21 protein-coding genes and 1 pseudogene are annotated in these 25,186 nt (G+C 63.5%); 11 read left to right on the top strand and 11 right to left on the bottom strand.

Going from position 1 to position 25,186, the window contains the following annotated elements:
• A pseudogene (locus tag ABJF10_RS03850) lies at positions 1–480 on the bottom strand (hypothetical protein); the annotation flags it as partial.
• 355 nt (positions 481–835) lie between these two features.
• Here ABJF10_RS03850 and ABJF10_RS03845 point away from each other — a divergent pair.
• Positions 836–1,762, top strand: coding sequence for a hypothetical protein (locus ABJF10_RS03845; RefSeq protein ID WP_348543199.1), 927 nt, complete (start codon positions 836–838; stop codon positions 1,760–1,762).
• A gap of 259 nt (positions 1,763–2,021) precedes the next feature.
• Here the strand turns inward: ABJF10_RS03845 and ABJF10_RS03840 are convergent, their stop codons facing one another.
• On the bottom strand, positions 2,022–2,939 hold the full coding sequence (locus ABJF10_RS03840; RefSeq protein WP_348543198.1) for a dihydrodipicolinate synthase family protein: 918 nt from the start codon (positions 2,937–2,939) through the stop codon (positions 2,022–2,024).
• 177 nt (positions 2,940–3,116) lie between these two features.
• On the opposite strand from ABJF10_RS03840, the gene ABJF10_RS03835 reads away from it, so the two are divergent.
• The gene (locus ABJF10_RS03835; RefSeq protein ID WP_348543197.1) at positions 3,117–5,468 is read left to right on the top strand and encodes an ATP-binding protein; all 2,352 of its coding nucleotides are present in this window, start codon (positions 3,117–3,119) and stop codon (positions 5,466–5,468) included.
• Positions 5,469–6,210: 742 nt separating this feature from the next.
• On the opposite strand, the gene araD is transcribed toward ABJF10_RS03835, so the two are convergent.
• Positions 6,211–7,941: an L-arabinonate dehydratase gene (gene araD, locus ABJF10_RS03830; RefSeq protein WP_348543196.1), complete on the bottom strand. Its 1,731-nt coding sequence runs from the start codon at positions 7,939–7,941 to the stop codon at positions 6,211–6,213.
• Positions 7,942–8,114: 173 nt separating this feature from the next.
• Between araD and ABJF10_RS03825 the strand changes: the two genes are divergently transcribed.
• The 4 genes from ABJF10_RS03825 (at position 8,115) to ABJF10_RS03810 (ending at position 12,366) form a co-directional block, all read left to right on the top strand.
• Positions 8,115–9,014: a hypothetical protein gene (locus ABJF10_RS03825; RefSeq protein WP_348543195.1), complete on the top strand. Its 900-nt coding sequence runs from the start codon at positions 8,115–8,117 to the stop codon at positions 9,012–9,014.
• 37 nt (positions 9,015–9,051) lie between these two features.
• Positions 9,052–10,281: a polysaccharide pyruvyl transferase family protein gene (locus ABJF10_RS03820; RefSeq protein ID WP_348543194.1), complete on the top strand. Its 1,230-nt coding sequence runs from the start codon at positions 9,052–9,054 to the stop codon at positions 10,279–10,281.
• 78 nt (positions 10,282–10,359) lie between these two features.
• Complete coding sequence (locus tag ABJF10_RS03815; RefSeq protein WP_348543193.1) at positions 10,360–10,530, top strand: hypothetical protein; 171 nt, start codon at positions 10,360–10,362, stop codon at positions 10,528–10,530.
• A gap of 18 nt (positions 10,531–10,548) precedes the next feature.
• The gene (locus ABJF10_RS03810) at positions 10,549–12,366 is read left to right on the top strand and encodes a prolyl oligopeptidase family serine peptidase (RefSeq protein ID WP_348543192.1); all 1,818 of its coding nucleotides are present in this window, start codon (positions 10,549–10,551) and stop codon (positions 12,364–12,366) included.
• Between the two features lie 9 nt (positions 12,367–12,375).
• Here the strand turns inward: ABJF10_RS03810 and ABJF10_RS03805 are convergent, their stop codons facing one another.
• The 5 genes from ABJF10_RS03805 to ABJF10_RS03785 all read right to left on the bottom strand — a co-directional run bounded on the left by ABJF10_RS03805 (position 12,376) and on the right by ABJF10_RS03785 (position 16,458).
• A complete protein-coding gene (locus tag ABJF10_RS03805) occupies positions 12,376–12,639 on the bottom strand; it encodes a hypothetical protein (RefSeq protein ID WP_348543191.1) in 264 nt (87 codons plus the stop codon).
• Between the two features lie 80 nt (positions 12,640–12,719).
• Positions 12,720–12,872 carry a DUF3309 family protein gene (locus ABJF10_RS03800; protein ID WP_348543190.1) on the bottom strand — a complete coding sequence of 51 codons (153 nt, stop codon included), beginning with the start codon at positions 12,870–12,872 and terminating at the stop codon, positions 12,720–12,722.
• A gap of 93 nt (positions 12,873–12,965) precedes the next feature.
• Positions 12,966–13,700 (bottom strand): Bax inhibitor-1/YccA family protein, encoded by a 735-nt coding sequence (locus ABJF10_RS03795; protein ID WP_348543189.1) that lies wholly within the window; start codon positions 13,698–13,700, stop codon positions 12,966–12,968.
• Positions 13,701–13,767: 67 nt separating this feature from the next.
• A complete protein-coding gene (locus ABJF10_RS03790; protein WP_348543188.1) occupies positions 13,768–15,006 on the bottom strand; it encodes a sialidase family protein in 1,239 nt (412 codons plus the stop codon).
• 48 nt (positions 15,007–15,054) lie between these two features.
• Entirely contained in the window at positions 15,055–16,458 is a 1,404-nt protein-coding gene (locus ABJF10_RS03785; protein ID WP_348543187.1) for a GntP family permease, read from the bottom strand.
• Between the two features lie 242 nt (positions 16,459–16,700).
• Between ABJF10_RS03785 and ABJF10_RS03780 the strand changes: the two genes are divergently transcribed.
• From ABJF10_RS03780 to ABJF10_RS03765, 4 genes are all read left to right on the top strand, one after another.
• On the top strand, positions 16,701–18,230 hold the full coding sequence (locus ABJF10_RS03780) for an arylsulfatase (protein ID WP_348543186.1): 1,530 nt from the start codon (positions 16,701–16,703) through the stop codon (positions 18,228–18,230).
• Positions 18,231–18,299: 69 nt separating this feature from the next.
• Positions 18,300–19,610, top strand: a complete 1,311-nt coding sequence (locus ABJF10_RS03775; RefSeq protein WP_348543185.1) for a nodulation protein NfeD — start codon at positions 18,300–18,302, stop codon at positions 19,608–19,610.
• A gap of 94 nt (positions 19,611–19,704) precedes the next feature.
• A complete protein-coding gene (locus ABJF10_RS03770) occupies positions 19,705–20,424 on the top strand; it encodes a slipin family protein (RefSeq protein ID WP_348543200.1) in 720 nt (239 codons plus the stop codon).
• Between the two features lie 42 nt (positions 20,425–20,466).
• Positions 20,467–20,913: a GNAT family N-acetyltransferase gene (locus tag ABJF10_RS03765; protein ID WP_348543184.1), complete on the top strand. Its 447-nt coding sequence runs from the start codon at positions 20,467–20,469 to the stop codon at positions 20,911–20,913.
• On the opposite strand, the gene ABJF10_RS03760 is transcribed toward ABJF10_RS03765, so the two are convergent.
• From ABJF10_RS03760 to ABJF10_RS03750, 3 genes are read right to left on the bottom strand one after another with little or no spacing between them, the layout of a single operon-like run.
• Complete coding sequence (locus ABJF10_RS03760) at positions 20,908–21,903, bottom strand: Gfo/Idh/MocA family oxidoreductase (RefSeq protein ID WP_348543183.1); 996 nt, start codon at positions 21,901–21,903, stop codon at positions 20,908–20,910. The two genes, ABJF10_RS03765 and ABJF10_RS03760, sit on opposite strands and share 6 nt — an antisense overlap.
• Positions 21,900–22,661 (bottom strand): glucosamine-6-phosphate deaminase, encoded by a 762-nt coding sequence (locus ABJF10_RS03755; RefSeq protein ID WP_348543182.1) that lies wholly within the window; start codon positions 22,659–22,661, stop codon positions 21,900–21,902. Before ABJF10_RS03755 ends, ABJF10_RS03760 begins: the two co-directional genes overlap by 4 nt.
• A gap of 27 nt (positions 22,662–22,688) precedes the next feature.
• On the bottom strand, positions 22,689–23,633 hold the full coding sequence (locus ABJF10_RS03750; protein ID WP_348543181.1) for an N-acetylglucosamine-6-phosphate deacetylase: 945 nt from the start codon (positions 23,631–23,633) through the stop codon (positions 22,689–22,691).
• 215 nt (positions 23,634–23,848) lie between these two features.
• On the opposite strand from ABJF10_RS03750, the gene ABJF10_RS03745 reads away from it, so the two are divergent.
• Entirely contained in the window at positions 23,849–25,114 is a 1,266-nt protein-coding gene (locus tag ABJF10_RS03745) for a PQQ-binding-like beta-propeller repeat protein (protein ID WP_348543180.1), read from the top strand.
• Positions 25,115–25,186 lie beyond the last annotated feature (72 nt).

Genomic DNA, 25,186 nt, shown 5'->3' with positions numbered 1-25,186 from the left:
CTTGATCCCGGAATCCGGCGCGCCCCCGCGCAACCAGCGGAGCAGGATGGCGTATTCCGGGGAATCGATAGGAAACCGCTGCCCGCCCTCATGGGCCAGCGAAGCCGTCGCCTTGAGCAGGATGAGGCTGTTTTCCGGCTGAATGAGGTTCACCCGCCGCCCCGCCTGGTCGCGGGTCAGCGCCTGCCAATCGAGATCCGGGTCCTGTCCGCGCAGCGAAAGCTTGAACCCACCCTTGCCCGTGGCATTGCCGTGGCATCCGCCGGCATTGCAGCCCGCCTTGGAAATCACCGCCATCACCTCGCGGCGGAAGAGGACGTCGTCTGCCGGAGCCTGAGCCGCCCCCTTCGCCGCAGGAACAGCCGCCGACTGCTTCTGCTCATCCGCGGTCAGCGCCAGGGCGCCGCACGGCCACGCGAAGGCCGCGAAGGCCGCGAAGGCCAGGGCGGGGAGGAAGCTGGGAAGGTGCAGGCGAGGCATGTTCTTCGGGCGGACGGGCAGTCCATAAGAGAACACGCCGGGGCGGGGAACAATAGGGGGATTTTTAGGGGTGGGGCCGGTAGGGGATGGGTGGGGGACGGCGCGCCGCGCCGTCCAGTAGCGGAGCGCCCCAAAACCAACTGTCATGCTGAGCTTGCGAGCCGAGGCTTTGCGAGACTCGCAAGCTCAGCATGACGGCCTTTTTGGGGACGCTCCGCTGCTGGCCAGCCCGCCGCCACCCTCCTCCTTCCGATACCTCGCAGCTTCGCAGCCGCACAGCCGCACAGCGCCTTACCGCGAGCCGCCGCCCAACCAAAGTTGACGACCGAGGAAACGCGACCTGTAATGGTCAGTGATGGCCGAGCTTGATTTACCGTTGAGGGTCGAGAGGAAACCTTTTTGGAGAGCCGCCTGCCGGGTGCTGATCCTCATGCTCGTGCTCGGCGGTTTTCACGAAGAGCTATGGCCCGCGCAGTTTGCGGAGTCCGATGCCATCACGCAGATCAGCGAGGTGCGGCCGGTCGGCAAGAATCAGAGCAGCGATCAGAATCTGGTCGCGATGGGGTTTCATGCCTTGTCGGGGAAGGAGCAGGCGCTCGTTACCGGACTGAAGGCGGCGCAGCCCCTGGATGGCATACCGTGGAATCCGGTGAAGAAGCAGCTTTTGCGGTCGCAGAGCGGCAACTACTATCTGCTCCAGACGGGCGAGGATGGAGAAACATTTGGCATCTCGAAATGTGTGCGGACCGGGAAGCGCTACAGCGTGCCGTGGACGGAACCGGATCCTTACGTGGGTTGTTTTCACGTGGCCGGCGTAGCGTTGCCGGCGGGTGAGGCGAAGAAGGGAAAGGCACCGGTGGCGGCGGGAATGCGCCTGGTGATCAACCGCGATCCGGTCGGCGCGGGCCTGGAGAAATACCGCCGGACGTTCTGCGATTTGCACGATGATTCCCCCGCGATGAAAGATCTCCTCGAGAAGCTGTGGACGGAGCACGGAGAGCGCTACGCGGGACGGGAGGTGAGCTATCATGGGCCGGACCACCCGGCGGTCGTCATCGCCTTTGAGAGCCATGGCCGGCGGTTCGTGTTGCGGTCGTGGCACGCGACTTATCGGCGTAATCCGAAGGCAATTGGGACGGCGGGCGGTATGACTTGGAGGGAAACGGAAGAGGAGAGGCAGAAGCTGTTTGACGAACAGCCGGCGGAATACCGGCAATTTGTGAACGATTTCGACGCGATCCTGAACGCCGCGGAGAAGCTGGGAAAGCCGTTCGATTTGTAGATGGGCGCGGGTGGATGGCCGACGTCTGACCCAGCCGCTCTACTGCAGGCGCGCCAGGGATAGCGCGCTCGCGACGGGGCAGCGGGCGCGCGGGAGCGCGGGAGCGAGTGAGCAAGGCGCTGACCCGTTACGAACGCAAGCGATAGCGGCGGGGCGAGCGCATTAGTGGCTCCATTGGCCCTATTGGCTGCATTGGCTCAGTGGGGCCCATTGGCTCCATTGGCTCCATTGCCAATTTCTTGCTATTCAGGGGGCTAAATCACGCTTTGTTCCAAGCCAGCAACCCTTGGGCAGCCGGCAGGACCTCGTCGAGCACGTCGTCCCCGAGGTCGGCGATGAGGGGCAAGGCAGGCCCGGTCTCGGCGATGCCGGCGAGGGACACCGCATGATGCAGGACGGGGATGGGGCCGTAGGTATTGCGCAGGGTCTCGAGGGAGTTGAAGCGCTCGCGGATGGCGTCGGCCTTCGCCGTATCGCCCGCGCGCAGGGCGTTGAGCATCTCCTGCGAACGCCGCGGCGCCACGCACACGCAGCCGCTGGTGAAAGAGTGGATGCCGAACTTCTGCCAATGGACGATGGCCGGCTGTTCGCCGATGCCGCTGACGATGAGCTTTGGATCGACCGTCTTCACGAGACCGGCGAGGAGATCATCCTGCGCGGGATCGGCGCGGACGACGGCATACTTGATCCACGAGATCGCGCCGGCGGCGACGAGCGCCTTCACCACGTCGAGCGTCACGTAGCCCTGGTCCTTGATGTAGAGGACGATCGGCTTGCCGTACTTCTCCACGAGCTTCATCACCGCGGCCTGCACGCCCTTCGGCGAACTCACCGCGACCGTGGGCAGCAGCATCGCCGTGGGGAACTTCTTCTTCGCGAGGATCGCCGCTTGGTCCATGGCCGTGCCGAAGTAGGGGCCGAAGGCGGGGACGATGAGCGTGTCGGGGCCCGCCGCGGCTTCGAGCTGGTCGAGCACGGCTTCGAATTCGCTGAGGGCGATGTTGTAGAAGTTCGCGTTGCCGCCGTAGAGGAGCGTCGTCACCCCACCGGACTCGATGTGCTTGATGAGCCTGGCGTTCTCGGCGGCATGCGGCCGGAGCTGCGCGTCGCGGCAGAGCGGCGGCACGGAAATGACGGAGGCTTGGAGGTCGGCTGGGGAAATGGGCGTCGTCTTCATCGGAGGTTGCTGCGCAATGTTCCACCCTTTCCCGCGCCTTCCGGCAAGCGGGAACTCTCGCCTTCCAGCGACAGCGGGGAAATAAACGTGGCTGTCGCGGGGATGCAACGCACGGTTGCCGCTGGGTGCGCTTCGCACTAGGATCGAACGCCTGATCCACCGCCGACCGATCTCCACATGAGCGATTCGATAGCCAATCATCCTGCCGCCGAGCCATCGCTCGCCGCGCTCGATGACGCCCCGGCGGCGACCGTGCTGGAGCCGCATCCCATCCCGCCCCGCCCCTGGCATCGCCGCATCCCGCTCGTTTTCAAGCTCACGCTCCTCGTCGGTGTGACGCTGGCTTTCCTGGTGGCCGTGATGGTCGTGGCCAACGGTATCTTCTGGCAGAATGTACTGCGCAAAACGGTGGACAACCACCTGATCTCCGTGGCGTCGAGCCGGCGCGACATGGTGAAGGCCCAGGTGGTGCAGTTGCGACAGCGGTCCGAACTCAATACCGACCGCGGCGAGTTGCGCGGTTTTTTGTATGAGCTGGCCAACGGGGAGGCTTCCCGGGAAAATCGCGAAGGCTCGCAGCAGACCCTCGATCGCATGTTGGTCAAACCCGTCATCGGCGTTTCCCTCGCCGACAGTTCGGGGCGCGTGGTGCTCTCCACCAGCCCGGCGATGGTCGGTCGCGATGTGACCAGCTACGCCTCGTTCAAGGCGGGGTTGTCGGATACCTATTTCGGTATGCCGCAGCGCGACAAGGGTCGTTATGTGGCGATGATCTCCGCCCCCGTCCGGGCACGCACCGCGCCCCACCGTGTCTACGGTGTGCTGCTGGTCATGAACGACATCTCGGAATTGGCCAAGGCTCTGCGCGATCCCACGGGACTCGGCGAAACCGGCGACGCCATCCTGGGACTGCGCGAAGGCCCGCAAATCCGGTTCCTATTTCCACCGCGCAACAGCCCCAAGGTCAGTGCAGTGCCCGTGGATGCCGCCCCCGCGCTGAAGGCGGCCGCGGAAGGTCGCGAAGTACTGATGAAAGTTCCCGACTATCGCGGAGTGCCAGTGGTCGCGGCGGGGCAGCCGATCGGCTATGGCGGGTGGGGATTGGTGGTGAAAATGGATGCCAAGGAAGCCTATCTGCCGATCCTGCGGGTGGTGCAGCTCGAAGTGCTGGCGGGGATCGTCATCATGGCGATGGGCCTCGTCGCGGCGTATGTCCTCGCGCGGCGCTTTACCCGGCCGCTACGCGAGCTCACGCAGGCGGCCTCGCGCATCACCGAGGGCGACTATGAAACGGCGGTCCCGATTAAATCCACCGACGAATTCGGCACCCTCTCGGCCAACTTCAACGAGATGACCACCGCCATTCGCACCCGGCGCGCGGAACGCGACCAGGCGGAGGAGGCCTTGCGGAATGCCGACCGGCGCAAGGACGAATTCCTCGCCATGCTCGGGCATGAACTGCGCAATCCGCTTTCCGCCATCGCCAACGCCGTGCGCTTGTGGAGCGTGGCCGGCGACGATCACGGCGCGACCGAATTGGCGCGCAGTGTCATCGAGCGTCAGACGGGCAATTTGAGCCGCCTCGTGGACGATCTGCTCGACGTCGCCCGCATCACGGCGGGCAAGATCGACCTGCGCAAGCATCCCGTCGACGTCAGCGAAGCAATCCTTCGCGCGGTCGAGGCGGCACGCCCCTTTCTCGATGAGCGCCGGCACGAGCTCTCGCTTGCGCTCGACAGTGACGCCCGGATTTTCGTGAATGCCGACCCGACGCGGCTCGAGCAGATCATCACCAACCTGCTGACCAACGCGATCAAGTACACGCGCAAGGGAGGCGAGCTGCACATCGATGCAAGGCAGGAAGGCCACGAAGCCGTGATCATCGTGAGCGACACCGGCATCGGCATCACCCCGCGGATGTTGCCGCATATCTTCGAGCTCTTCGCGCAGGGCGATCGTTCGCTCGATCGCGCCACCGGTGGCCTTGGCATCGGGCTCAATCTTTGCCGCCAGCTCGTCGAACTGCACGGAGGCACGATTTTTGCATCGAGCGAAGGAGTTGGACGGGGCTCCACATTTACCGTTCGTATGCCCACCATCTCTGTCCCTGAGTCGACCGTGCTTCCCCAATCACCTGCCCATCGCGAATCCACCGGCCGCCAGCGGCGCATCCTACTCGTGGACGACAACCAGGACACCGTGGTCTCGCTCGCACGGCTGCTGAGTTTGCGGGGGCACGAGGTGGCGACCGCTTTCGATGGCGTCGCCGCGTTGAAAATCGCGCAGGAGTTTCAGCCCGATTTCCTGCTGCTCGACATCGGCCTGCCCGGTCTCGACGGCTACGAAGTGGCCCGCCGACTGCGCGCCGGGGGCTTCGCCCGCACGCCGATCGTCGCCATCTCAGGTTACGCGCAGGAAGGGGACCGGATTCGCTCGCGCGAGGCCGGCTTCAATTACCACTTCGCCAAGCCGGTCGATTTCGAGGCCCTTGCGGACCTGATCCTCGAGGATCCGATTACCGGGGATTAGAGCGGTTTCGGGGTTAGTTCGCGCTCACGGCCCCCTTGGAAAAAAACTCGCACCTTAAATCACCTTAACTGGGCTTAAGGCACCTTAAATCGGTTTTGCTTTCTTCGCTCCGGACACCTTGATTTACCTCGGCTGGGGCGCGGGTTTCCCGGCCATGCCGCCAAATTTTTCGGACCTTGATCACCTTGATTTACCTTAAGTCGGCTTGATTGGCACCCGCTTTTCCTGACTTGGGCTGCTTTGGCGGGGCATTGAGCCATTGCGCGAGGCGCTGGCTGCGTTCGCCGGCGGCGAGACGTGCATCGGGTTTCTGTCGGATGGCCGTTGGAAAGTGGGCGATCTTGCCATGGCGGGCGGAGTGAGAGCGGTGCCAAAAGTCATTGCCGGATCGGAATCGTTTGGACGCCGGAGGCGTTACGGAAATTAGCCGGTCGGCGTCAGCCACCGGAACAGAAACCGCCACGGCTTCGCCCCAGCGGGGCGGCAGAGTTCCGTTGCCCCGCCGGGGCAGATACTGATGGAAAATCGTTTCCGGTGGCGGACGCCGACCGGCTAATCTCCAGGGGCCCTCTGGGCCCGTGCTCCGGCAGCTATTTTTGGCAGCCGCTCTAAATTCGTCGGTATTCATGCACAGAAGTGTCGCATGACTCGAAGAAAAATGTGCATCGCTCCATTGGCTCTATTGGCTCCATTGCGGAAAATTTCACAAGGTGCCCGCAAAACTGTCAGCGCGTGACGCGTGCTAGTGAATCGCCGGCTCTGGCGTGGGCTGGCCGTTCGCGTGGAGAAAGCGAAAGTCGCAGCCTTCATTGGCCTGCGTGACCTCATTGAGGAAGAGCGCGCCGTAACCGCGTTCGTAATGCCGCGGCGCGGGTTTCCATTCCGCGCGGCGGCGGGCGAGTTCGTCGTCGGAGACTTCGAGCGTGAGCGTGCGCGCGGGTACATCGAGCGCGATGATGTCTCCATCCTGCACCAGCGCGAGCGGGCCGCCGACCGCTGCTTCCGGCGCGACGTGCAGAATGCACGCCCCGTAACTCGTGCCGCTCATGCGCGCATCCGAGAGGCGCAACAGGTCGCGCACTCCAGCTTCGAGCAGGCGCTTCGGCAGCGGCAGCATGCCCCACTCCGGCATGCCCGGCGCGCCGATCGGACCAGCGCCTTGCAAGACCATCACGCTGTCCGCGGTGATCGGCAGGGTGGGATCGTCGAGCCGCTTGGCGAGGTCGGGATAGTTTTTAAAGACCACGGCCGGGCCGCGATGCTGTAGAAAACGCGGCTCCATCGCGCTGTGCTTGATGACCGCGCCGTCCGGGCAAAGATTGCCGTGCAGCACCGCGGTGCCGCCTTCCGGGGAGAGCGGGTTTTCGCGCGAGCGAATGACCTCGGCGTTCCAGATCTTCGCGTCGGCCACATTCTCGCGCAGCGTCTTGCCATTCACCGTGAGGCAATCGCCATCGAGCAAATCGACCACCTGTGCCAGTGTCGCGGGGAGGCCGCCGGCGAAATAGAAATCTTCCATCAGGAAACGTCCCGCGGGCCGCAGGTCGGCCAGGCGCGGCGTCGTGCGCGAGATCGTGTCGAAATCCTCCAGCGGCAGCTTCACCCCCGCGCGGCCTGCCATCGCAATGAGGTGGACGATGGCATTCGTCGAGCCGCCCACCGCCATGTCGGCGACGATGGCATTGCGAAAAGCGGACTTCCCGAGGAAGAGCGAAGGATTCAGGTCGGTCCACGCGTTCTCCACCGCCTGTCGTCCCGTCTCCGCCGCCATGCGCCAGTGCCGCGCATCGCTCGCGGGAATGGAGGACGCGCCCGGCAGCGTGAGCCCGAGTGTCTCGGTGATCGCCGTCATCGTGCTGGCCGTGCCCATCGTCATGCAATGGCCGTGCGAACGCGCGATGCCGTCCTCGATTTCGCACCAATCCTCCTGGGTGATTTTCCCCGCGCGCAACTCTGCCCAATACTTCCACGCGTCCGTGCCCGAGCCGAGCGTCTGGTCGCGCCATTGCCCGCGCAACATCGGCCCGCCGGGCACGAAGAGGAACGGCAGCGCGGCCGAGAGCGCGCCCATGATCAGCGCCGGCGTCGTCTTGTCGCACGCGCCGAGCAGCACCGCGCTATCGATGGGATGGCTGCGCAATACCTCCTCCGTCTCCATCGCGAGCAGGTTGCGATAGAGCATCGTCGTCGGCTTCATGAAATTCTCCGCCAGCGACAGCACGGGAATTTCGATCGGCATACCGCCCGCCTGGAGCACGCCCTTCTTCACGTTTTCCGCCAGGATCTTGAAGTGCAGATGGCAGGGATTGATCTCGCTCCAGGTATTGAGGATCGCGACCACCGGCTTGCCCACCCAATCCTCCGGCCCCAGCCCCATCTGCTTTAAACGCGAACGCTGGCCGAAGGTGCGCAAATCATTCGGGCCAAACCAGCGGAAGCTGCGGAGTTGTTCGGGAGTGCGGCGGGTGGTCATGAGGAAAGGGAGGTGTTTATAGGCGGGGCGGGAGCGTGGCGCAATTCAGCGCTGACACCAAGCGGGCTTTGGTTCAGCTTCGCATGGTCGACGTCTCCGAATATCGAAGGCGCGTCCAGGCCAGGTAATCGGCGGCTTTCCAAACAGCGCCGGAACGCGTATTTCAAGTCCTCATGAACTTTCCGTTTCATGGTCCGCCGCCGTTCGGTCCCGGGAATCCGCAACAGCCGCCGCAACCGATGCCCGTGTCCATGCCCTATCCCGGCCAGGCTGGAGGACCGGGCGCTATTCAACGAACTGCCGGGCGCTTCTTCCGCTTCGCCCTGCCGGCGGGCTGGCAGGTGCAGGAGAACTCCAACATGCTGTGTCTCACTTCGCCGGACCAGCGTGCAGCCATCATGACCGTGGGTCTCGTAGGCATGATGCAAGCCTTCTCCCCGGATCAGTTCGTCCACTACGCGATGCACATGCAGCAAATGCAGGTCACCGGTTTTCTCAATGGCCGCCCGATGCAGCCGCCGCCGGGGGGCACGAGCGCCGGCATGTTTGAAATCACCTACACGGTCAACGGCATCCCCTGTCACGGCGTGGCTTTGAGCAACGTCACGCTCGGCTACGGGCAGTGCAATGCCTCGATGACTCTCGCGGGCGCGCGCGCCGAAGCGTGGCCGCAATTCAGCGGATGGCTGCCGCAACTCGCCACCGAGGTGGGCCCGGCGGGTTCACAGACTTTCATGGCCGGTCAGGTCGCCGCGGATAATCTTCGCAACTCCGTCGAGCTCGGCCAGCATTTCCGCGCGGTGAACGACTACACCCAGGACCAATGGCAGCAGGTGACGAATGATCGCTGGGCCTCGGACGAGCGGCGCAATTTTGAATTCCGCGAAAACCTCGGCGCGGTGCACACCTACACGAATCCCTACGACAACGGACGCCCCATCGAGCTTTCCACGCAGTACCGTTTTTACTGGGTGAATCGCCGCGGACAAATCGTCGGCTCGGATGATCCGAGCTACGACCCCCGTGTCGGGTCGACGGACGAATGGTCCGAGATGCCCCGCTATCGAGCGTAGCATCGCATTTATTCATCGCCCATACTCGCTCCCCCTTATGAATCGCCGTCATTTCCTCCAGCTCAGTTTCGTCGCCGCCCTTCGCGCCTCCGTCCACGCCGCGGACAAACGCCCCGCGCGCATCCTCCTCCGCTCCGGTTGGCAGACGGTGAACATCGGCGACATCGGCCACACGCCCGGCATCCTGCACCTGCTCGAGCAATACCTGCCCGACGCGGAAGTGCGCCTCTGGCCCAGTAATATCGGCGACGGCGTCGAGGAATTGCTGCGCCGCCGTTTCCCCAAGCTCATCGTCGTCAAGGCGCCGGAGGAAATTAAGACCGCCTTCACGGAGTGCGATTTTTTCCTGCACGGCTCGGGCTCCGGCTTCGTCGCGCAGAAGCACCTCGGTCAGTGGGTTGCCGAAACGGGCAAGCCGTATGGCATCTACGGCATTAGCCTCACCACCGTGCCCAGCCCCGAGAGCCGCAAGCTCATCGATGGTGCCCGCTTCACCTATTTCCGCGATGGCCATTCCCTCGAGTGGGCCAAGCAGGAAGGCCTCAAGTGCCCGATCATGGAGTACGGGCCGGATGGCGCCTTCGCCGTGGACTTGCGAAACGACGCTGCCGCCACCGCCTTCCTCAGCGCCAATGGACTCGAGGAAGGAAAATTTATCTGCGTCATTCCCCGACTCCGCTTCACGCCCTACTGGAAAATCCACGGGAAGCCGATGAAGCCCGAGGACGAGGTCAAAAACAAACGCAACGAGGAGATGAAGGAGCACGACCACGCTCCGCTGCGGGCCGCCATCGCGGCCGTGGTGCGCGAAACCAGCATGAAAGTGCTCGTCTGTCCCGAGGACCAAAGCCAGATGGAAATCGGCAAGGTCATGCTTGTGGATCCATTGCCCGAGGACGTGAAATCGCGCGTCGTCTGGCGCAAGGATTACTGGCTCACCGATGAAGCGCTGAGCACCTACGTCCGCTCCGCCGGTCTCTTCGGCCTGGAAATGCACAGCCCGATCATGTGCATCGGCAACGGCATTCCCGCCATCGTCTGCCGCTTCGTCGACCAGACCTTCAAGGGCCTCATGTGGCGCGACATCGGGCTCGGCGACTGGCTCTTCGACATGGACGTGCCAGAGGAAGTCGCGCGCCTCGTGCCCACTGTCGTGGCCATGGCCAAGGATCCCGCCGCCGCCAAGGCCAAAGCCGCGAAGGCGCTGGAATTCGTCCATCAACGCCAGCGGGAAACCATGGGCGTTTTGAAGGCCGCGCTGGCCTAGCGGCTGTAACACACACGGAGCCGATCCCGGGCAATGCCGTGGGGCCACTCCCTGACGGAGAGCCGATTCAGGAGTGTCATGAAAATCGGAAACCCTATTAAAGAGCGCGTGAAAGTCAGCGAGCGCCGTGGTCGATTCGTTGTGTCGGGCGATGGTTTGGAAATCATCACCCCCACCCTACGCTCGGCCCGCCGTCTTGGCGTGGCGTTGCGCCGGGCGATGGACGAGAAAGTCACCACCCTCGGCTAAAGCTTTCGGTCGATTGTAGTGTCGCTTTTCCTCACGCGATACCCGGCCTCGGAAAAAGTCGTGATCGATCCCAACGAGCTCAAGCCGAAAGGTCAGGTGGCGATGGATTGGTACGTGCCTTCTCCGGACGGGAAGTTCGTGGCCGTGAGCCTCTCGGAGAATGGCAGCGAAGATGGCGCGCTTTATTTCTACGACACCGAGACCGGCAAGGCGCTGCCCGATAAGATCCCGCACGTGCAGTATCCCACCGCCGGCGGCCACGTCGCGTGGGCGCCCGATGGAAAGTCGGTTTACTACACGCGCTTTCCGCGCGCCGGGGAAAAACCCGAGGCCGATCTCAATTTCTATCAGCAGCTCTACGTGCACCGGCTCGGCACTCCGGAGAGCACCGACCAGTATTCCATCGGAAAAGATTTTCCCCGTATCGCGGAGATCGAGCTCGAGACTTCGCGCGACGGCCGCTGGCTGCTCGCGACCGTGGCGAATGGCGACGGCGGCGAATTCGCCCATTATGTGCGCGATCTACGCGATGCCAACCGTGCGATCTGGCGCCAGGTGACTCATTTCGAAGATGGCATCAAGCAGGCGGCGGTGGCTTGCGACAACGCGACGCTCTACCTGCGCTCGGTGAAGGAGGCACCTCGCGGAAAAATCCTGCGCCTGCCGCTGGAGGGTGCCGCGACCTTAAAAGACGCGAAGATCGTCGTGCCCGAGAGCGATGCCGTGATCGAGAATTTCGCACTCACCGCTTCGTGGCTCTACGTCTCCGATCTGGTCGGGGGTCCCTCCCGTCTGCGGCGTTTCGATCTCGCGGGCCAAAATGGCGTCGAGCTTCCCATCCCCGCCAACTCCGGTGTGGACGCCGTCCTGCCGCTGGAAGATCGCCCCGATGACGACCGCATCCTTCTCCTGAAGACGAGCTACGTCGAGCCGAGCGCGTGGTATTTGTACGATCCCGCGCCAGGCGTGAGCGGGGCCATCACCAAGACCGCGCTGGCCAGGACTTCTCCGGTGGATTTCAGCGACATCGAGGCGGTGCGCGAGTTTGCCGTTTCCAAGGACGGCACGAAAGTCCCCGTCAATATCCTGCGCTGCAAAGGCATCAAGCTCGATGGCACCAACCCCACGCTCCTCACCGCCTACGGCGGCTATGGCATCAGCCTGCGGCCCGAATTCAGCTACACCGATCGCATTTGGTTCGACCGTGGCGGTGTCATGGCTGTGGCCAACATTCGCGGGGGCGGCGAGTACGGCGAGGAGTGGCACACCGGGGGGAATCTCACTCGCAAGCAGAATGTCTTCGACGATTTCGCAGCCTGCGCGCGGCATCTCATTGAGCGCGGCTACACCCAACCCGCGCGACTTGCCGTGGAGGGCGGCAGCAATGGCGGTCTGCTCATGGGCGCATTCCTCACGCAGCATCCCGACCTCGCTCGCGCCGTCGTCTCGCACGTGGGCATCTACGACATGCTGCGCGTCGAGCTCGACCCCAATGGCGCCTTCAACGTCACCGAATTCGGCACGGTGAAAGATCCCGCGCAATTCCAGGCGCTCTACGCCTATTCGCCATATCACCACGTCGTCGACGGCACGAAGTATCCCGCCGTCTTTTTCCTCGCTGGTGAAACCGATGGTCGCGTGAACCCTGCCAACTCACGCAAGATGACCGCCCGTCTCCAGGCCGCCACCAGCTCCGGACTCCCGATTCTGGTCCGCCTCAGCAGCGATTCCGGCCATGGCATGGGCACCGCGCTCACCGAGCGCATTGCCCAGCAGTCCGACGTCTTCGCCTTCCTCTTCGATCAACTCGGCGTCAAAGCCGCGCCCCATCCCTGACCCGTTTTGTCAGCCGTTGCGCGAGGCAATTTCCCCGTCCGTCGCCAGGCGGATGCCTTCGCTGCGCAACCGCTCGCGGCGATTGTGCTCGAAGAGCCCGGTGATGAGAAGACCGTTGGGCAGCGTGCCGACTGATTCCACGGTAAAGAAATGCCGGCTTTCCAGCGCCTGCCCTTCCTTCGCGCAGACCACCATCACGCGCCCACGATGATCCCGGTAGTAGTCTTTGGCGGTGCGGGTTTCAGCTAATACACTTTCCGGGGTGGTTTCCACATCCTCCCATTACGCCAGCCTGCGGAAAGCACAATGGCTAATGCCGAATCAATTCGGCGCCCGCGACCCGCGAGAGGCGGCTAAATGACGTGCAGAAGATAGAGGACGAGCAGGATCACAAGGATCGTGCCCAAGCCGCCACTCGGCCCATAGCCCCATCGTGAACTGTGCGGCCAGGTGGGCAGGGTGCCGATGAGCATAAGGATCAGGATGATGAAGATGATAGTAATCACGCTCCATGAATCGGCGCAGCCCTGCGCCCCACGTGCAACTATCTGCCAAACTCATTACCCTGCCGCCCGCCTGTCTGTGCTGATTCCCGCGCCTCAGCGTCGATTGAGTTTCGACAACAGGCGCAGAATCTCCATGTAGAGCCAGATCAGCGTCACCATCAGCCCAAACGCGCCGTACCACTCGAGATACTTCGGTGCGCCTTGCTGGGCGCCGCTCTCGATGAAATCAAAATCGATCACGAGATTGAGCGCGGCGATGATGACCACCGCGACGCTGAAAAGAATGCCGACGGGACCGGCACCGAAGATCAGCGGAATCTGAATATGGAAGAGGCCGAGGACCATTGAAACGAGATAGAGGATGGCAATACCGCCGGTGGCCGCGAAGATGCCGCGCCGGAAGCCGCTACTCGCCCGGATGAGTCCCATGGTATATGCCGCCAGCAGCGCCGCGAGCGTTCCAAAAGTGAGCATCACCGCCTGGATCACGATACCGGGAAACTGCTTTTCGAACAGTGAGGAAATGCCGCCGATGAAGAGCCCTTCGAACACCGCGTAAACCGGCGCGGTCACCCCGGCCCATTCCTTCTTGAAGATGGTGATCATCGCCATGATGAGCCCGCCGATCGCGCCGCCCATGAGCCACAAATTGGCGAACGCTGTCTCGCCCTTCCAAAACAACTGCCACGTGTAGGCCGCGGCGACGGTGGTGAGCAGCAGGAGGATCGCCGTTTTGTTCACCGTGCCCTGCACGGTCATGGCCTCGCCGGGCATGACGCGGCCTGCTTCGGTGAATGTCTTCGGCGAGAGAGTCGGGTTGCCAGTCATGGTAATAGAGTATGTGCGCCGAATGTAGCGCGTCCGTCCGCGAAGGCGAGGCTCACCTTCGCAGCGTCTATTTCGTTTCGGGCTCGGGATAGAGATTCAACGCCAGGTGACGGAAATCGCGGACGCGATGAAACGTGCAATTGTCCGCGTCGTGCTGGTTCGGCGCGTTGACGCTGGAGCGCGCGATGATCGCCAGGTCGTCGCCGTCCACCACCGGCCGCGCGTACATGAACGACTGCGAAAGTTTCGCTGCCTGCGCGACGCAGCCGGCCGGAAACCAGTTCATCGCATCCACGCTGTAGGACAGCATGAGGAAACGGCGGTCGCTGGCCGCTGCCTTGAAATGGCCGCTCTCGATGGCCTGCTTCTCGAAATCGAAGGCGCCCTGGTTGTCCGCCGAGAGATTCGACGTGGCCCAAAACAGCTTCGAGGGTTCGTCGCGGAGAACACAGAACTTGAGATGCCCGCCGGGCATGCCCGTGTATTGGGTAAACTTCAGGTCCAGCTTCGTGCCATCGTCGGCCGCATCGAGCACCGCGCAGAGGTTCGAGGTCGTCGGGCGCTTGATCTTTACCGCCGCGAGCACGCGCAGGCGGCCGTTCACGTCGATCAAGTTGGGCTCGAGATATTGGCTGGGCTGTGCGGCAAATTTCGGATTCCAGAGTTGCTCCGGCGCGCCGGGAAATGTCACGGCGTCGGAAATGCGCCACGCGTGCGGATCCATCGGATCGCCCGAGAGATCGCCGGCGACGAGGCGTGGGCCGCGATTCATCCCGTAGCTCATGTCGTCGATCGCCCAGTAGATGTGGTGGTCGCGCTGCACCATGCCGGTGTGGCAGTTCCAGTAGTTGCCCTTGAAAAGCGTCACCGGCTCCGACCACGTCTTGCCGCCGTCGCTGCTGCGGAGGAGAATGAGGTTCTCGTTGCGCGCTTTTCCCGCCCCGGCTTTGTTCGCGAAGAGGTAGAGCGTGCCGCGATCCACCCACGGCGCGGCCGAGTAGTATGGCAAATCCGCCAGCGACTGCCACGTTTTGCCGCCATCACCGCTGCGGAAAATGTGCACGACGCTGTGCGCGGCGCGGCGCTCCTGGCTCCACTGTTCCCGCGGCACGACCGGCACCACGGCGACGAATGTCCCATCGTCCAGGCGCACCAGTCCCGGCCCTTCGACGTAATACTCCGGATCGGGATTGTGATAGATGACCGTGTAATCCTGCGCCAATGGAACAGCCGCGATCCCGGCGGATAGCGAACCGATGAGCAGGAGGACACCAAGAGCAAATCGAAGAAGCGGGAGAAGGAGCATGGCGCGAAGAAACCCCGGTGATTCTGGAAAGTTGGCCGGCGGGCGCGATTACCGCATCGGCCACAGCCAGGAGACGATCATCGTAATCACGAGACCAGCCACGCCTTGCAGGGACATCATCGGCGAGACAGTGCGCAAGGTTTGGTCTTCGCGCAACCCGCTCAGGCGCGAAATGATCCAGAAGCCACCGTCGTTCATCCACGGAAATGGCTTTGAGCCGCAGCCGATCGCGATCGCGAAATACACCGGATGCACGTGTGCCGAGCCGTTGTCGATGAAGGCCTTCGCAATTGGCGCCGAGGTGATCATTGCGACCGTCGCCGAGCCTTGCGCGGTGCGGACGAGCGTGGTGATGAGGAACAGCGCGGGCAGCGCAAAGGTTTGCATGCCTGCGAGCATCGAGCCGAGCACTTCGGAGATGCCCGTTTGCCGCAGCACGCCGCCGAACGCTCCGCCCGCGCAGATGATGAGCAGCACCGTCGCACCACCGGTCAGGGCGTGGCCCACCGCCTTGTTGGTCGCCGCGCGATCGCGCTTCCAGGCGAGCAGTAGCAGCGCGCAGCACGCGCCGAGGGTCAGCGCCATTTCCTTTTCGCCGAGGACGCGGACCACGGCGGCGAACACGCCCGGCGCGGGCTTCGGCGAATTGACCCACGCGGAGAGCGCGATGAGGAAAACGGGCAGCGTGACCGGGATGAGCGACAGCGCCAGCGGCGGCAGTGTGCGGTGCAAGGCGCTCTCCACGGCCGCCGCATCTTCCGGAGGCACTTCGAGTGTGTGCCGGCGATTCGACCACATCGCGAAAGCACAGCCGAAGAGCGCCGCGCCAAAGCCGATCAGGCACCCCATGCCCATCATCTGGGGCAGGGGCACGCCGAGTTCCTGCGCGACGAAGAGCGGTCCCGCGCTCGGCGGCACGAGTGAATGCGTGATCGTTCCGCCCGCCACCGTGCACATCACCAGCAGCAGGTAATTCTTTTTCGTCTCGCGCGCCACGGCCTTGGTCAGCGGCGAGAGCAGGTAAAAGGTCGTTTCAAAAAAGACCGGGATCGTCAGGAAAAATGACGTCAGGAAAAACGCCCAGTGCGCCCGCGCCGCCCCGAGGGCGCGGAGCAAGGCGGTGGCGATCGCTTCCGCGCCACCGGAATGCAGCATCGCCTCGCCGAGAATCGAAGCCATCGCGATTAGCAGGCCAAAGGTCGCGCAAGTGCGGCCAAACTCCTCGGCCACGCGCGCCGTCGCCGCTTTGTCGGGAAACTTCTTCGCCACTTCCGCGGACCACTCGGTCTTTTTCACGCGGGTCGCCGCGTAAGTTTGCAAGGCCGGCTGCGGCGTGAGCAACGCCACGGCGAAGGCCCCCAGCACCAAGGCCAGGAACGCATGCAAGCGCAGCGTGAGGATGCCGCCGACCACGATGGTGATGCCGATCAACAGCAGGACCAGCGGACTCATGCGCGATGGGAGGACTCGGGGGCAAACACGCCGCCAAAACAAGCGGAAGGCGCCGGGCTTGGGAATAAGAAAGAGCGCCGCTTCGCTAATCGTCGGCGGGGTGGTTCACCGCGGAGGCGCAGAGGTGCGGAGAGTTGAAGATGCATCGTCTTTCTGCCAACTCCGCGTCTCGGCGGTTCATTGATTCGGCGAATTTTTGGCAACATCCCGAAGGTGAATCGGTTATACAAAGTTCACCCCTCATGAAGTTTTCTCCTGTCATCTTCTCCGTCATCGCACTCGGCCTCGCCTCCTTCGCGCAAGCCGCCGGCAAGCCCAATATCATCATCCTCTACGCCGACGACCTCGGTTACGGCGACGTCGGCTGCTACGGCGCGACCACCGTGCACACGCCGCATATCGACCGCCTTGCCCGCGAGGGCCTGCGCTTCACCGATGGCCACGCCGCCGCCGCGACGTGCACCCCGTCCCGCTACGCCTTGCTCACCGGCGAATATGCCTGGCGCAAACCCGGCACCGGTGTGTTGCCCGGCGACGCCGCGCTCATCATCGATCCCCAGCGCACCACGCTCCCGTCCATGTTGCAAAAGGCGGGCTACGCCACGTGCGCGATCGGCAAGTGGCACCTTGGCCTCGGCGACAAAGGGGGGCTTGATTGGAACGGCGACATCAAGCCCGGTCCGAAGGAGATCGGGTTCGATTACTCGTTCATCATGCCCGCCACCGGGGATCGCGTGCCCTGCGTCTACCTCGAGAACGGCCGCGTCGCGAATCTCGACCCGAAAGACCCCATCCAGGTCAATTACCAGCACAAGATCGGCGACGAACCCACCGGCAAGGAGAACCCCGAACTGCTCAAGATGCTCTACAGCCACGGCCACGACATGACCATTGTGAATGGCATCTCGCGCATTGGCTGGATGACCGGTGGCAAAGCCGCGCGTTGGAACGACGAAACCCTCGCCGACACGCTGGCGAAGAAAGCGATCGGCTTCATCGAGCAACACAAGGACCAGCCTTTCTTCCTCTATTTCGCCGCGCACGACATCCACGTGCCGCGGGTACCAAATCCGCGTTTTGCGGGGAAGACGCCACTCGGCCCACGCGGCGACGTGATCGACCAGGTGGACGATACCTTCGGCCAGGTGCTCGCCGCGCTCGACAGGCTCAAGCTGGCGGATAACACCATCGTGATTCTCTCCAGCGACAACGGCCCGGTGATCGACGACGGCTACAAGGACCAGGCGGTCGAAAAGCTCGATGGACACAAGCCGGCCGGCCCCTTGCGCGGCGGAAAGTACACCGCTTGGGAAGGCGGTACGCGCGAACCGTTCATCGTGCGCTGGCCGGGCCACGTGAAGCCGGGCGTCTCCGACGCGCTCGTCTGCCAGGTTGATTTCCTCGCTTCCTTCGCCGCGCTGACGAATCAATCGCTCCCCGCCGACGCCGCGCCGGATAGCTTCAACGTCATGCCCGCCCTGCTCGGCGAATCGAAAACCGGCCGCGATGTGCTTATCGAGCAAGGCGGCCCGATGGCCGTGCGCCAGGGCCTGTGGAAGCTCATCATCGCGCAAAAAGCACCGCCGAAAAAAGTGACGCTCGAAGACAACGACCGCCCAGTGCGCGACACCGGCGCCGGTGGCAGCCTGCAACTTTTCAACCTGGCCGAAGACCTCGCCGAGACGAAGAACGTGGCCGACCAACAAGCGGAAAAGGTGAAAGAACTCAGCGACCTCCTCACCAAAGCCCGCGCCGACGGTCGCACGCGTTAAACGCGCGGCACGGAATTCGGTGCAAACCGATTTGGTGGAAGCCCGCCAGCATGGTAGGGTTCCCGTGCGATGAAATGCCGTTGGTTACTTTCGGCAGTCTTGTTGGTCTTCCTGCTGGCAACGGTGGTGCGGGGCGAGAGTGTGGGCTTGATTCGCGTCGATGGCGCCATCGGGCCGGCCACGGCGGACTACATCACACGCGGTATTCGCGAGGCGGATCGGCAACACGCCCAGTGTCTCATCATCCAGCTCGACACACCGGGCGGCTTGCTCGAATCGACCAAGACGATCGTCCAGCAATTGCTCGCCTCGCCCGTGCCCACCGTCGTCTACGTCGCGCCCTCTGGGGCGACCGCCGCCAGCGCCGGATGCTTCATCACGCTCGCGTCGGACATTGCGGCGATGGCTCCCACCACGACGATCGGCGCGGCCCATCCGGTGGAACTGGGCGGCGGCGGCGCGACCGAGTCGAAGCCGGACGACACGATGAAGCAGAAGCTGGAGAATTACGCGGTGAGCTACATCGAAACCATCGCCACCAAGCGCCAGCGCAACGTCGAGTGGGCCAAATCATCGGTCAAAGACAGCGCGTCGATCACCGCCGAAAAGGCGCTCGGGTTGAAGGTGATCGAGCTCGTTGCGAAGGACGTGGACGATCTGCTTCGTCAGTTGGATGGACGCGAAATCAACGGTCGCCAACTGCACACCGCCGGAGCCAGCGTCGTTGAGATCAACATGTCGGCGTCCGAGTATCTGTTTCAAAAACTCTGGCGGCCCGAGGTCATGTTCCTTCTCATGCTCATCGCCATGTACGGGATCATCGGTGAACTCAGCAACCCCGGCGTGATCCTGCCGGGCGTCCTGGGCGCCATCGCCCTCGTCCTGGCGCTCTACATGTCGGCCATCCTGCCGGTGAACACCGCCGGCGTGGCCCTCGTGGTGCTCGCCATGGGCTTGTTTGCCATCGATGTTTTTGCTCCCACCCACGGCGTGCTCACCTTCGGCGGCATCGTCGCGTTCTTCATTGGTTCTCTCATGCTCTTCGACCAAAACGAACCCGCCTTTCGCTTGTCGCTCGGTTACATCGTCCCGGGCACTTTGGTCACCGCCGGCTTCTTCCTGTTCGTCGTGGGCCAGGGGCTGCGGGCGCAGTATCTGCCGGCGCGCGTCGGGCGGGAAAGCATGCCGGGCCGGACCGCGCAGGCGATCACTCCGATCGACGCGCAGGGCGGCAAAGTATTTTTCGACGGTGAATACTGGAAAGCTGTGAGCGAGGTGCCCATCGGACAGGGAGAATGGGTGGAGATCATCGCCATCGAGGGACTCACCGTGCAGGTCAAACATTCGGAAATGCAGCCAACGCACTCACCAACCCCGTAACCAATGCACCACCATGCCTCTCATTGAAGGATTCTTTCGACTTTTCTCCTGGGCGATCCCCATCTTCGTTCTCGCCGCGTTCTTCCTACCCCAGATGGTGCGCATCCTCCGCGAATACGAGCGCGGCATCGTGTTCCGCCTGGGGAAATCGCTCGGCGCGAAAGGGCCGGGGCTCATCCTGCTCATCCCCCTCGTCGACCGCATCGTGAAAGTCGATTTGCGCGTCGTCACCATCAACGTGCCCCAGCAGGAAATGATGACTCGCGACAATGTCCCCGTCACCGTCGACGCCGTGGTCTATTTCCGCGTGGTCGATCCGGAAGCGGCGATCATCAAGGTCGAAGACTTCCTGAAAGCGACTTCGCTCATCGCGCAAACGACGCTCCGCAGCGTGATCGGGCAGGCGGAACTGGACGAACTGCTCGCCCAGCGCGAACGAATCAATCAAAACCTCCAGGAAATCATCGATCGCCAAACCGAGCCATGGGGCGTGAAGGTCACCGCCGTCGAGGTCAAGGATGTCGTGCTCCCCGACTCGATGAAACGATCCATGGCGGGCCAGGCGGAGAGTGAGCGCGAGCGCCGTTCCAAGATCATCAACGCCGAGGGTGAATTCCAGGCGGCGGAAAAACTGGTGCAGGCGGGTCGCCTCATGGCGGGCGAACCCATCGCCTTGCAACTGCGCTTCCTCCAGACCATGCGGGAAATCTCCAGCGAGCAGAGCACCACCACATTCCTTCCCATCCCGATGGACCTGTTCTCGCCGTTCATGAAGCAAGTCGCGGAGAGCGCGGCGAAAAAAGAGCCCGCCTGAGATTGGAAGTGCGGACTTCTTTCCGTAGGAAGTAGACGGACCATGCCCGACTTCGAAGTCCGCCCCATCACCGCCGAGGAAACGCTCTCGCTGCGCCACGCCATTCTGCGCGCCGGCTTGCCGCGCGAGATGGCGATCTTTCCCGGCGACGAAGCGGAATCATCGCGGCACTTCGGCGCATTTCTCGATGGAAAGCTCGTCGGCGTCGCCACCATCCATTTTGCGTCCCTGCTCGATCGCCCCGATTTCGATCCGGCCTACCAGGTGCGCGGCATGGCGACCACGCCGGAAGTGCGCGGCCAGGGCGCGGGCCATGCGCTCGTCGAGGCCTGCATGGAAGCGGCACGTGCCGCCGGTGCGCATTGGATCTGGTGCAACGCCCGCACTCCCGCCGTCGGCTTTTACACCCAGCACGGCTTCAAGCCCACCACGGGAGTTTTCGATATCCCCACCGCCGGACCACACATGCGCATGTTCCGTCCGCTATGAATGCGCGCTCGCCTGCACCGTCAGCGCCATCCGCGAAGCCCGCAGACACGCGGCCGAGCTGAAGCCGGTCTCCGGGACCTGTCCGCGCAGTTCCTGGAGATAATCCTCGAGATACCCCCGCGTACGCGGCTGGCCGGTCGGCACCGATTCGGGGGAAGCGCTCCCGTCCTTGATCACCGAGATCTCCTTCGCAAAAAGATGCGTCTCCGCCAGCCCCCGTGTGCCGTGGACGAGGATGTGCCAGTAGTGCGGAAGCTGGTAGCCGAGCGTGTCCGGCGCGAGATACGAAAAGTCCGCGAGCACCCCGGCGCCATTGTCGAGCGTGGCGAGGAATTGCGCGCAGTCGTGAAAGTGCGGGAACTCACGCGCCTTGGCATTCCAACTCCGCGCCGCGCGAAACTCACCCCACTGGAGGCCCGTCATCCATGGGATGAAATCAAACGCGTGGATGGCGATATCATTGATCGTGCCGCCGTGCTTGCCTTCCTCGAAGTACCAGCCGGGCCGCGTGCCGAGGAGCAGCGGGTGCTGCCCATCGATATGAATACTGGCCACCTCGCCGATCTCGCAGCTCAAGATGATCTCCCGCAGCTTCCGCCACGCGGCGTAATCGCGGCTGTCGAGCTGCAGGCCCACGATCAGCCCGCGCTGGGCCGCGAGCCGCTCGATTTCCTCCTGCTCCGCAAGCGAAGTGCAAAGCGGCTTGTCGCTGAGCACGTGCCGGCCGGCGCGCAGCGCCGCGATGACCAGTTCGCCGCGCTTCGCATAATAGTCGCCGATGGCGATGACGTCGCACTCCACGTCGCGCAGCATCGTGGCAAAATCCGTGTGCGTGATCTGCACGCGGCCCTTCTCGGCGAGCGCCTCGCGCGTCGCGGCATCCTCTTCGCAGCAAGCGACCACTTCCGTGTCCTCCCGTTCCTCCACGCCGGTGAGCAGGTCGATGATGTGGCCGTGGCGGAAACCGGCAAAAGCGAAGCGTGTTTTCATTCGGTGAGATGGGAGGCGGAAGCGGGATCGAGGTGCAGCATGGCGTGCGGATGCCGCCGCAGGATGGAGGCCGGGCATTCCTTGGTGATCGGACCGAGGAGCGTGTCGTGCACCGCGTTGGCCTTGCGCTCACCGGGAGCGCAACAGCACACCTGCGTCGCGCTCACCAGCGCGGGAATGGTGAGCGTGAGTGCGCGCGTGGGCACGGCCTCGAAATTCGGAAAGCAGCCATCGTTCACCTGCTGGTGGCGGCACGCCTCGTCGAGCTCCACGATCTTGACCAGCCGTGGATCGTTGAAATCCGCGACCGGCGGATCGTTAAACGCGAGATGCCCATTCTCGCCGATACCCATGCAGACGAGATCGATGTGCTTTTCCGAAAGCAGATGACTGTAGCGGGCGATTTCCCGCATCGAATCATCTTCCGCCTGGATGAGATGCACGGCCTTCGGCGCATCGATGTGCGCGAGCAGATTCGTGCGCAGGAAATGGCGAAAGCTCCGCGGATTGTTGGCGCGCAGGCCCACATATTCATCCATGTGAAAGACGACGAGTTTTCCCCACGCGATCGGGCGGCGCACCAGCGCGGCGAGGAATTCATTCTGCGAAGGCGCGCAGGCGAAGATGACACGGGCCTCGCCGCGTGCCGCGATAGCGGAGCCGATCGCCTCCTCCGCGAGCGAGGCCGCCGCCTCGCCGAGTTCTTCCCGCGTGGGGTAGGTGCGGACTTCGAGAGAATCGTATGTGATGGTTTTCATGGGAAATTTATCCAAACTGAGGGACGGTCACTTGCCCGGGATTTCGATCTCCGGCAAGCAGATTCCGAAGTGCGCCGCCACCCCGGTGGAGAACATCGCGCGCGCTTCCGCTGTCGGGATGCCCAGCCACTGCGCGGCGTTTTCCACGCCCTGCGCGGGTGCCAGGCAGGAGCCCGCGAGGTTCGCGCTGCCGGGCGCGCGCACGAAGCCATCGCGCGATTCCACCTCGAGCCGTCCGATCCGGTAGAGGCCCGGGGGCGCGCCGGCGGCGGCCATGGCATCCGTCGTGAACAGGACTTTATCGCGCGGCTTGGCGCGGAAGAAATTGCGCACCGTGAAGGGTGGCAAATGCGCGCCGTCCGGGATGAGGCAGGCGGTCAGTTCGTCGCGGGCGAGCAGGCGCTGGATCACGTTGTTGTGGCGCGGGAGCGTCACCGGGGTGCCGTTACCGAGATGCGTGATCATCGTCGCGCCAGCCCGAATGGCGGAGTCGATTTGCTCCTCGCTCGCGTTGGTATGGCCGAGGGAGATCACCACGCGCTCTCCCGCGACCGCCGCGATGAATTCCGCGCTCCCCGGCCATTCCGGTGCGACGGTGAGCAACCGGATGTTTCCCCCCGCTGCTTCTTGTAAGCGTTGAAATGCCCCGAGGTCCGGTGCCCGCATGCACTCGCCCGGATGCGCCCCACGGTAGCCTTCCTCGGGGCTCAGAAACGGCCCCTCCAGATGATACCCGCAGATCGTTTCCGCCAGCACCGCATCTGCCGCCCGATACTTTTCGATCTGGGCGAATTTCCCCGCCAGCGCCTCCATTTCATCCGTGATGAAGGTGAGCAGGATGCGGTGCGTCTGCCCGGTGCGCAGGGCGTCGATGGCGTGCCGCAGGTCGCCTTGGGTCAGCGCGGGGTTCTGAAAATCAACACCGGCGAAGCCGTTGATCTGGAGGTCGAAAAGCGAGGGCGCGAGGGGCATGGGGGGCGTTTAAGAGACTGTTAAAAGAGCCCGCGAATCACTCGAATGACACGAATCGGGCCGTTTTCAATTCGTGTGATCTGGGTGATTCGCTGGCTCCAATTTCTTCACCACGATTTATTTCATAGCCACCCAGAGATGGAATCATATTCCGCAAGCTGGAAAAATCTTGGGAAGCAGCCCGTTGCGGGGTTAGTAATGAAAACTCTCCCGCCATGAATACCTCCCTCCGCCTCATTTGCGCCTCTTTTTTTGTCGTTGCCGCGGCCCACGCCGCCGATTGGCCGCAATGGCGCGGGCCGAACCGTGACGCCGTCGTCAAGGACCCCGCCCACACCCTCGACAAACTGCCCACCGACCCGAAGGTCCTGTGGAAAATTGACGCCGGCCCGGGGCAATCCTCGCCCGTCATCGCCGGCGGCAAGGTCGTCTATCTCGACGCGCAGAAAGACCAGGAAATCGCCCATTGCCTCGATGCCGCCACCGGCAAAGTCCTCTGGGCCACGCCCGTCGGCCCCACCGTCGAGTTCTCGCCCGCCTACGGCGGCGGCCCGCGCTGCACGCCGATCATCGATGGCGACCGCGCTTATCTGCAATCGAGCGGCGGCGAGTTTAGCTGTCTCTCCATGGCCAATGGCAAAAAGATCTGGGGCGTGAGCTTCGGCGCGGACTACGGCGCGACCTTCATCGGCAACAAGAGCGGCGATCCCGCGGCCAAGGAAACCGCCTCGCGCCGCCACGGCAACAACGGCTCCGCGTGCATCGATGGCGCCCGCATCTTCGTCCCCGTGGGCAGCACGAATGGCGCGACGCTCGTCTGCTACGACAAGATGACCGGCAAGGAGCTGTGGAAGGCGGGCAACGACAACACCGCCTACTCCTCCGTGCAAGTCGGCACCCTCGCGGGCGTCCGCCAGGCCGTGCACTTCACCGCCGACGCGCTCATGGGCGTCGACGTCGCCACTGGCAAAATCTATTGGCGCATTCCGCTCAAGACCGGCGCCAAGCGCCACGCCTGCACCCCCGTCATCGGCCCGGACAGCGTGGTCGTCGCCTCCACCAGCATCGGCACGCAAAAATTCAACATCGTGAAAAAAGGCGCGGACGTCGTCGCCGAACAGGCCTGGGAAAACAAGCCGTGCAAGACCATCCTCGGCACGCCCACGCTGCTCGGAAAATACCTCTTCACCCTCGGGCCAGGCGACCACGCCGACATCGAGTGCCTCGACTTCGCCACCGGCGCGCAGGTCTGGTCGCAGCCCGGCTTCGGCGACTACGCCTCGCTCACCACCGTGAACGACAAAATCCTCGCCCTCAACTCCACTGGCGAACTGATCCTCATCCGCGCCGAGCCGTCGAAGTACGAGGAACTCGGCCGCGTGCAACTCTGCGCCAAGACCTGGGCCAGCCCGGCCTACGCTGACGGCAAGATCTACGTGAAGGACGAGGGCCATCTTGCGGCTTATTCGCTGGTGCCGTAGTTCCGCCTTTCTGAGTTCCTAGTTCCTAGTGCTTAGTGCTTAGTGCTCAGTATTCCGCATCCGCACGTGAAC

Source organism: Chthoniobacter sp. (assembly GCF_040003245.1).
In the GTDB taxonomy this organism is placed as follows: Bacteria; Verrucomicrobiota; Verrucomicrobiia; order Chthoniobacterales; family Chthoniobacteraceae; genus Chthoniobacter.
This window is presented reverse-complemented; position numbering and strand designations above follow the sequence as displayed.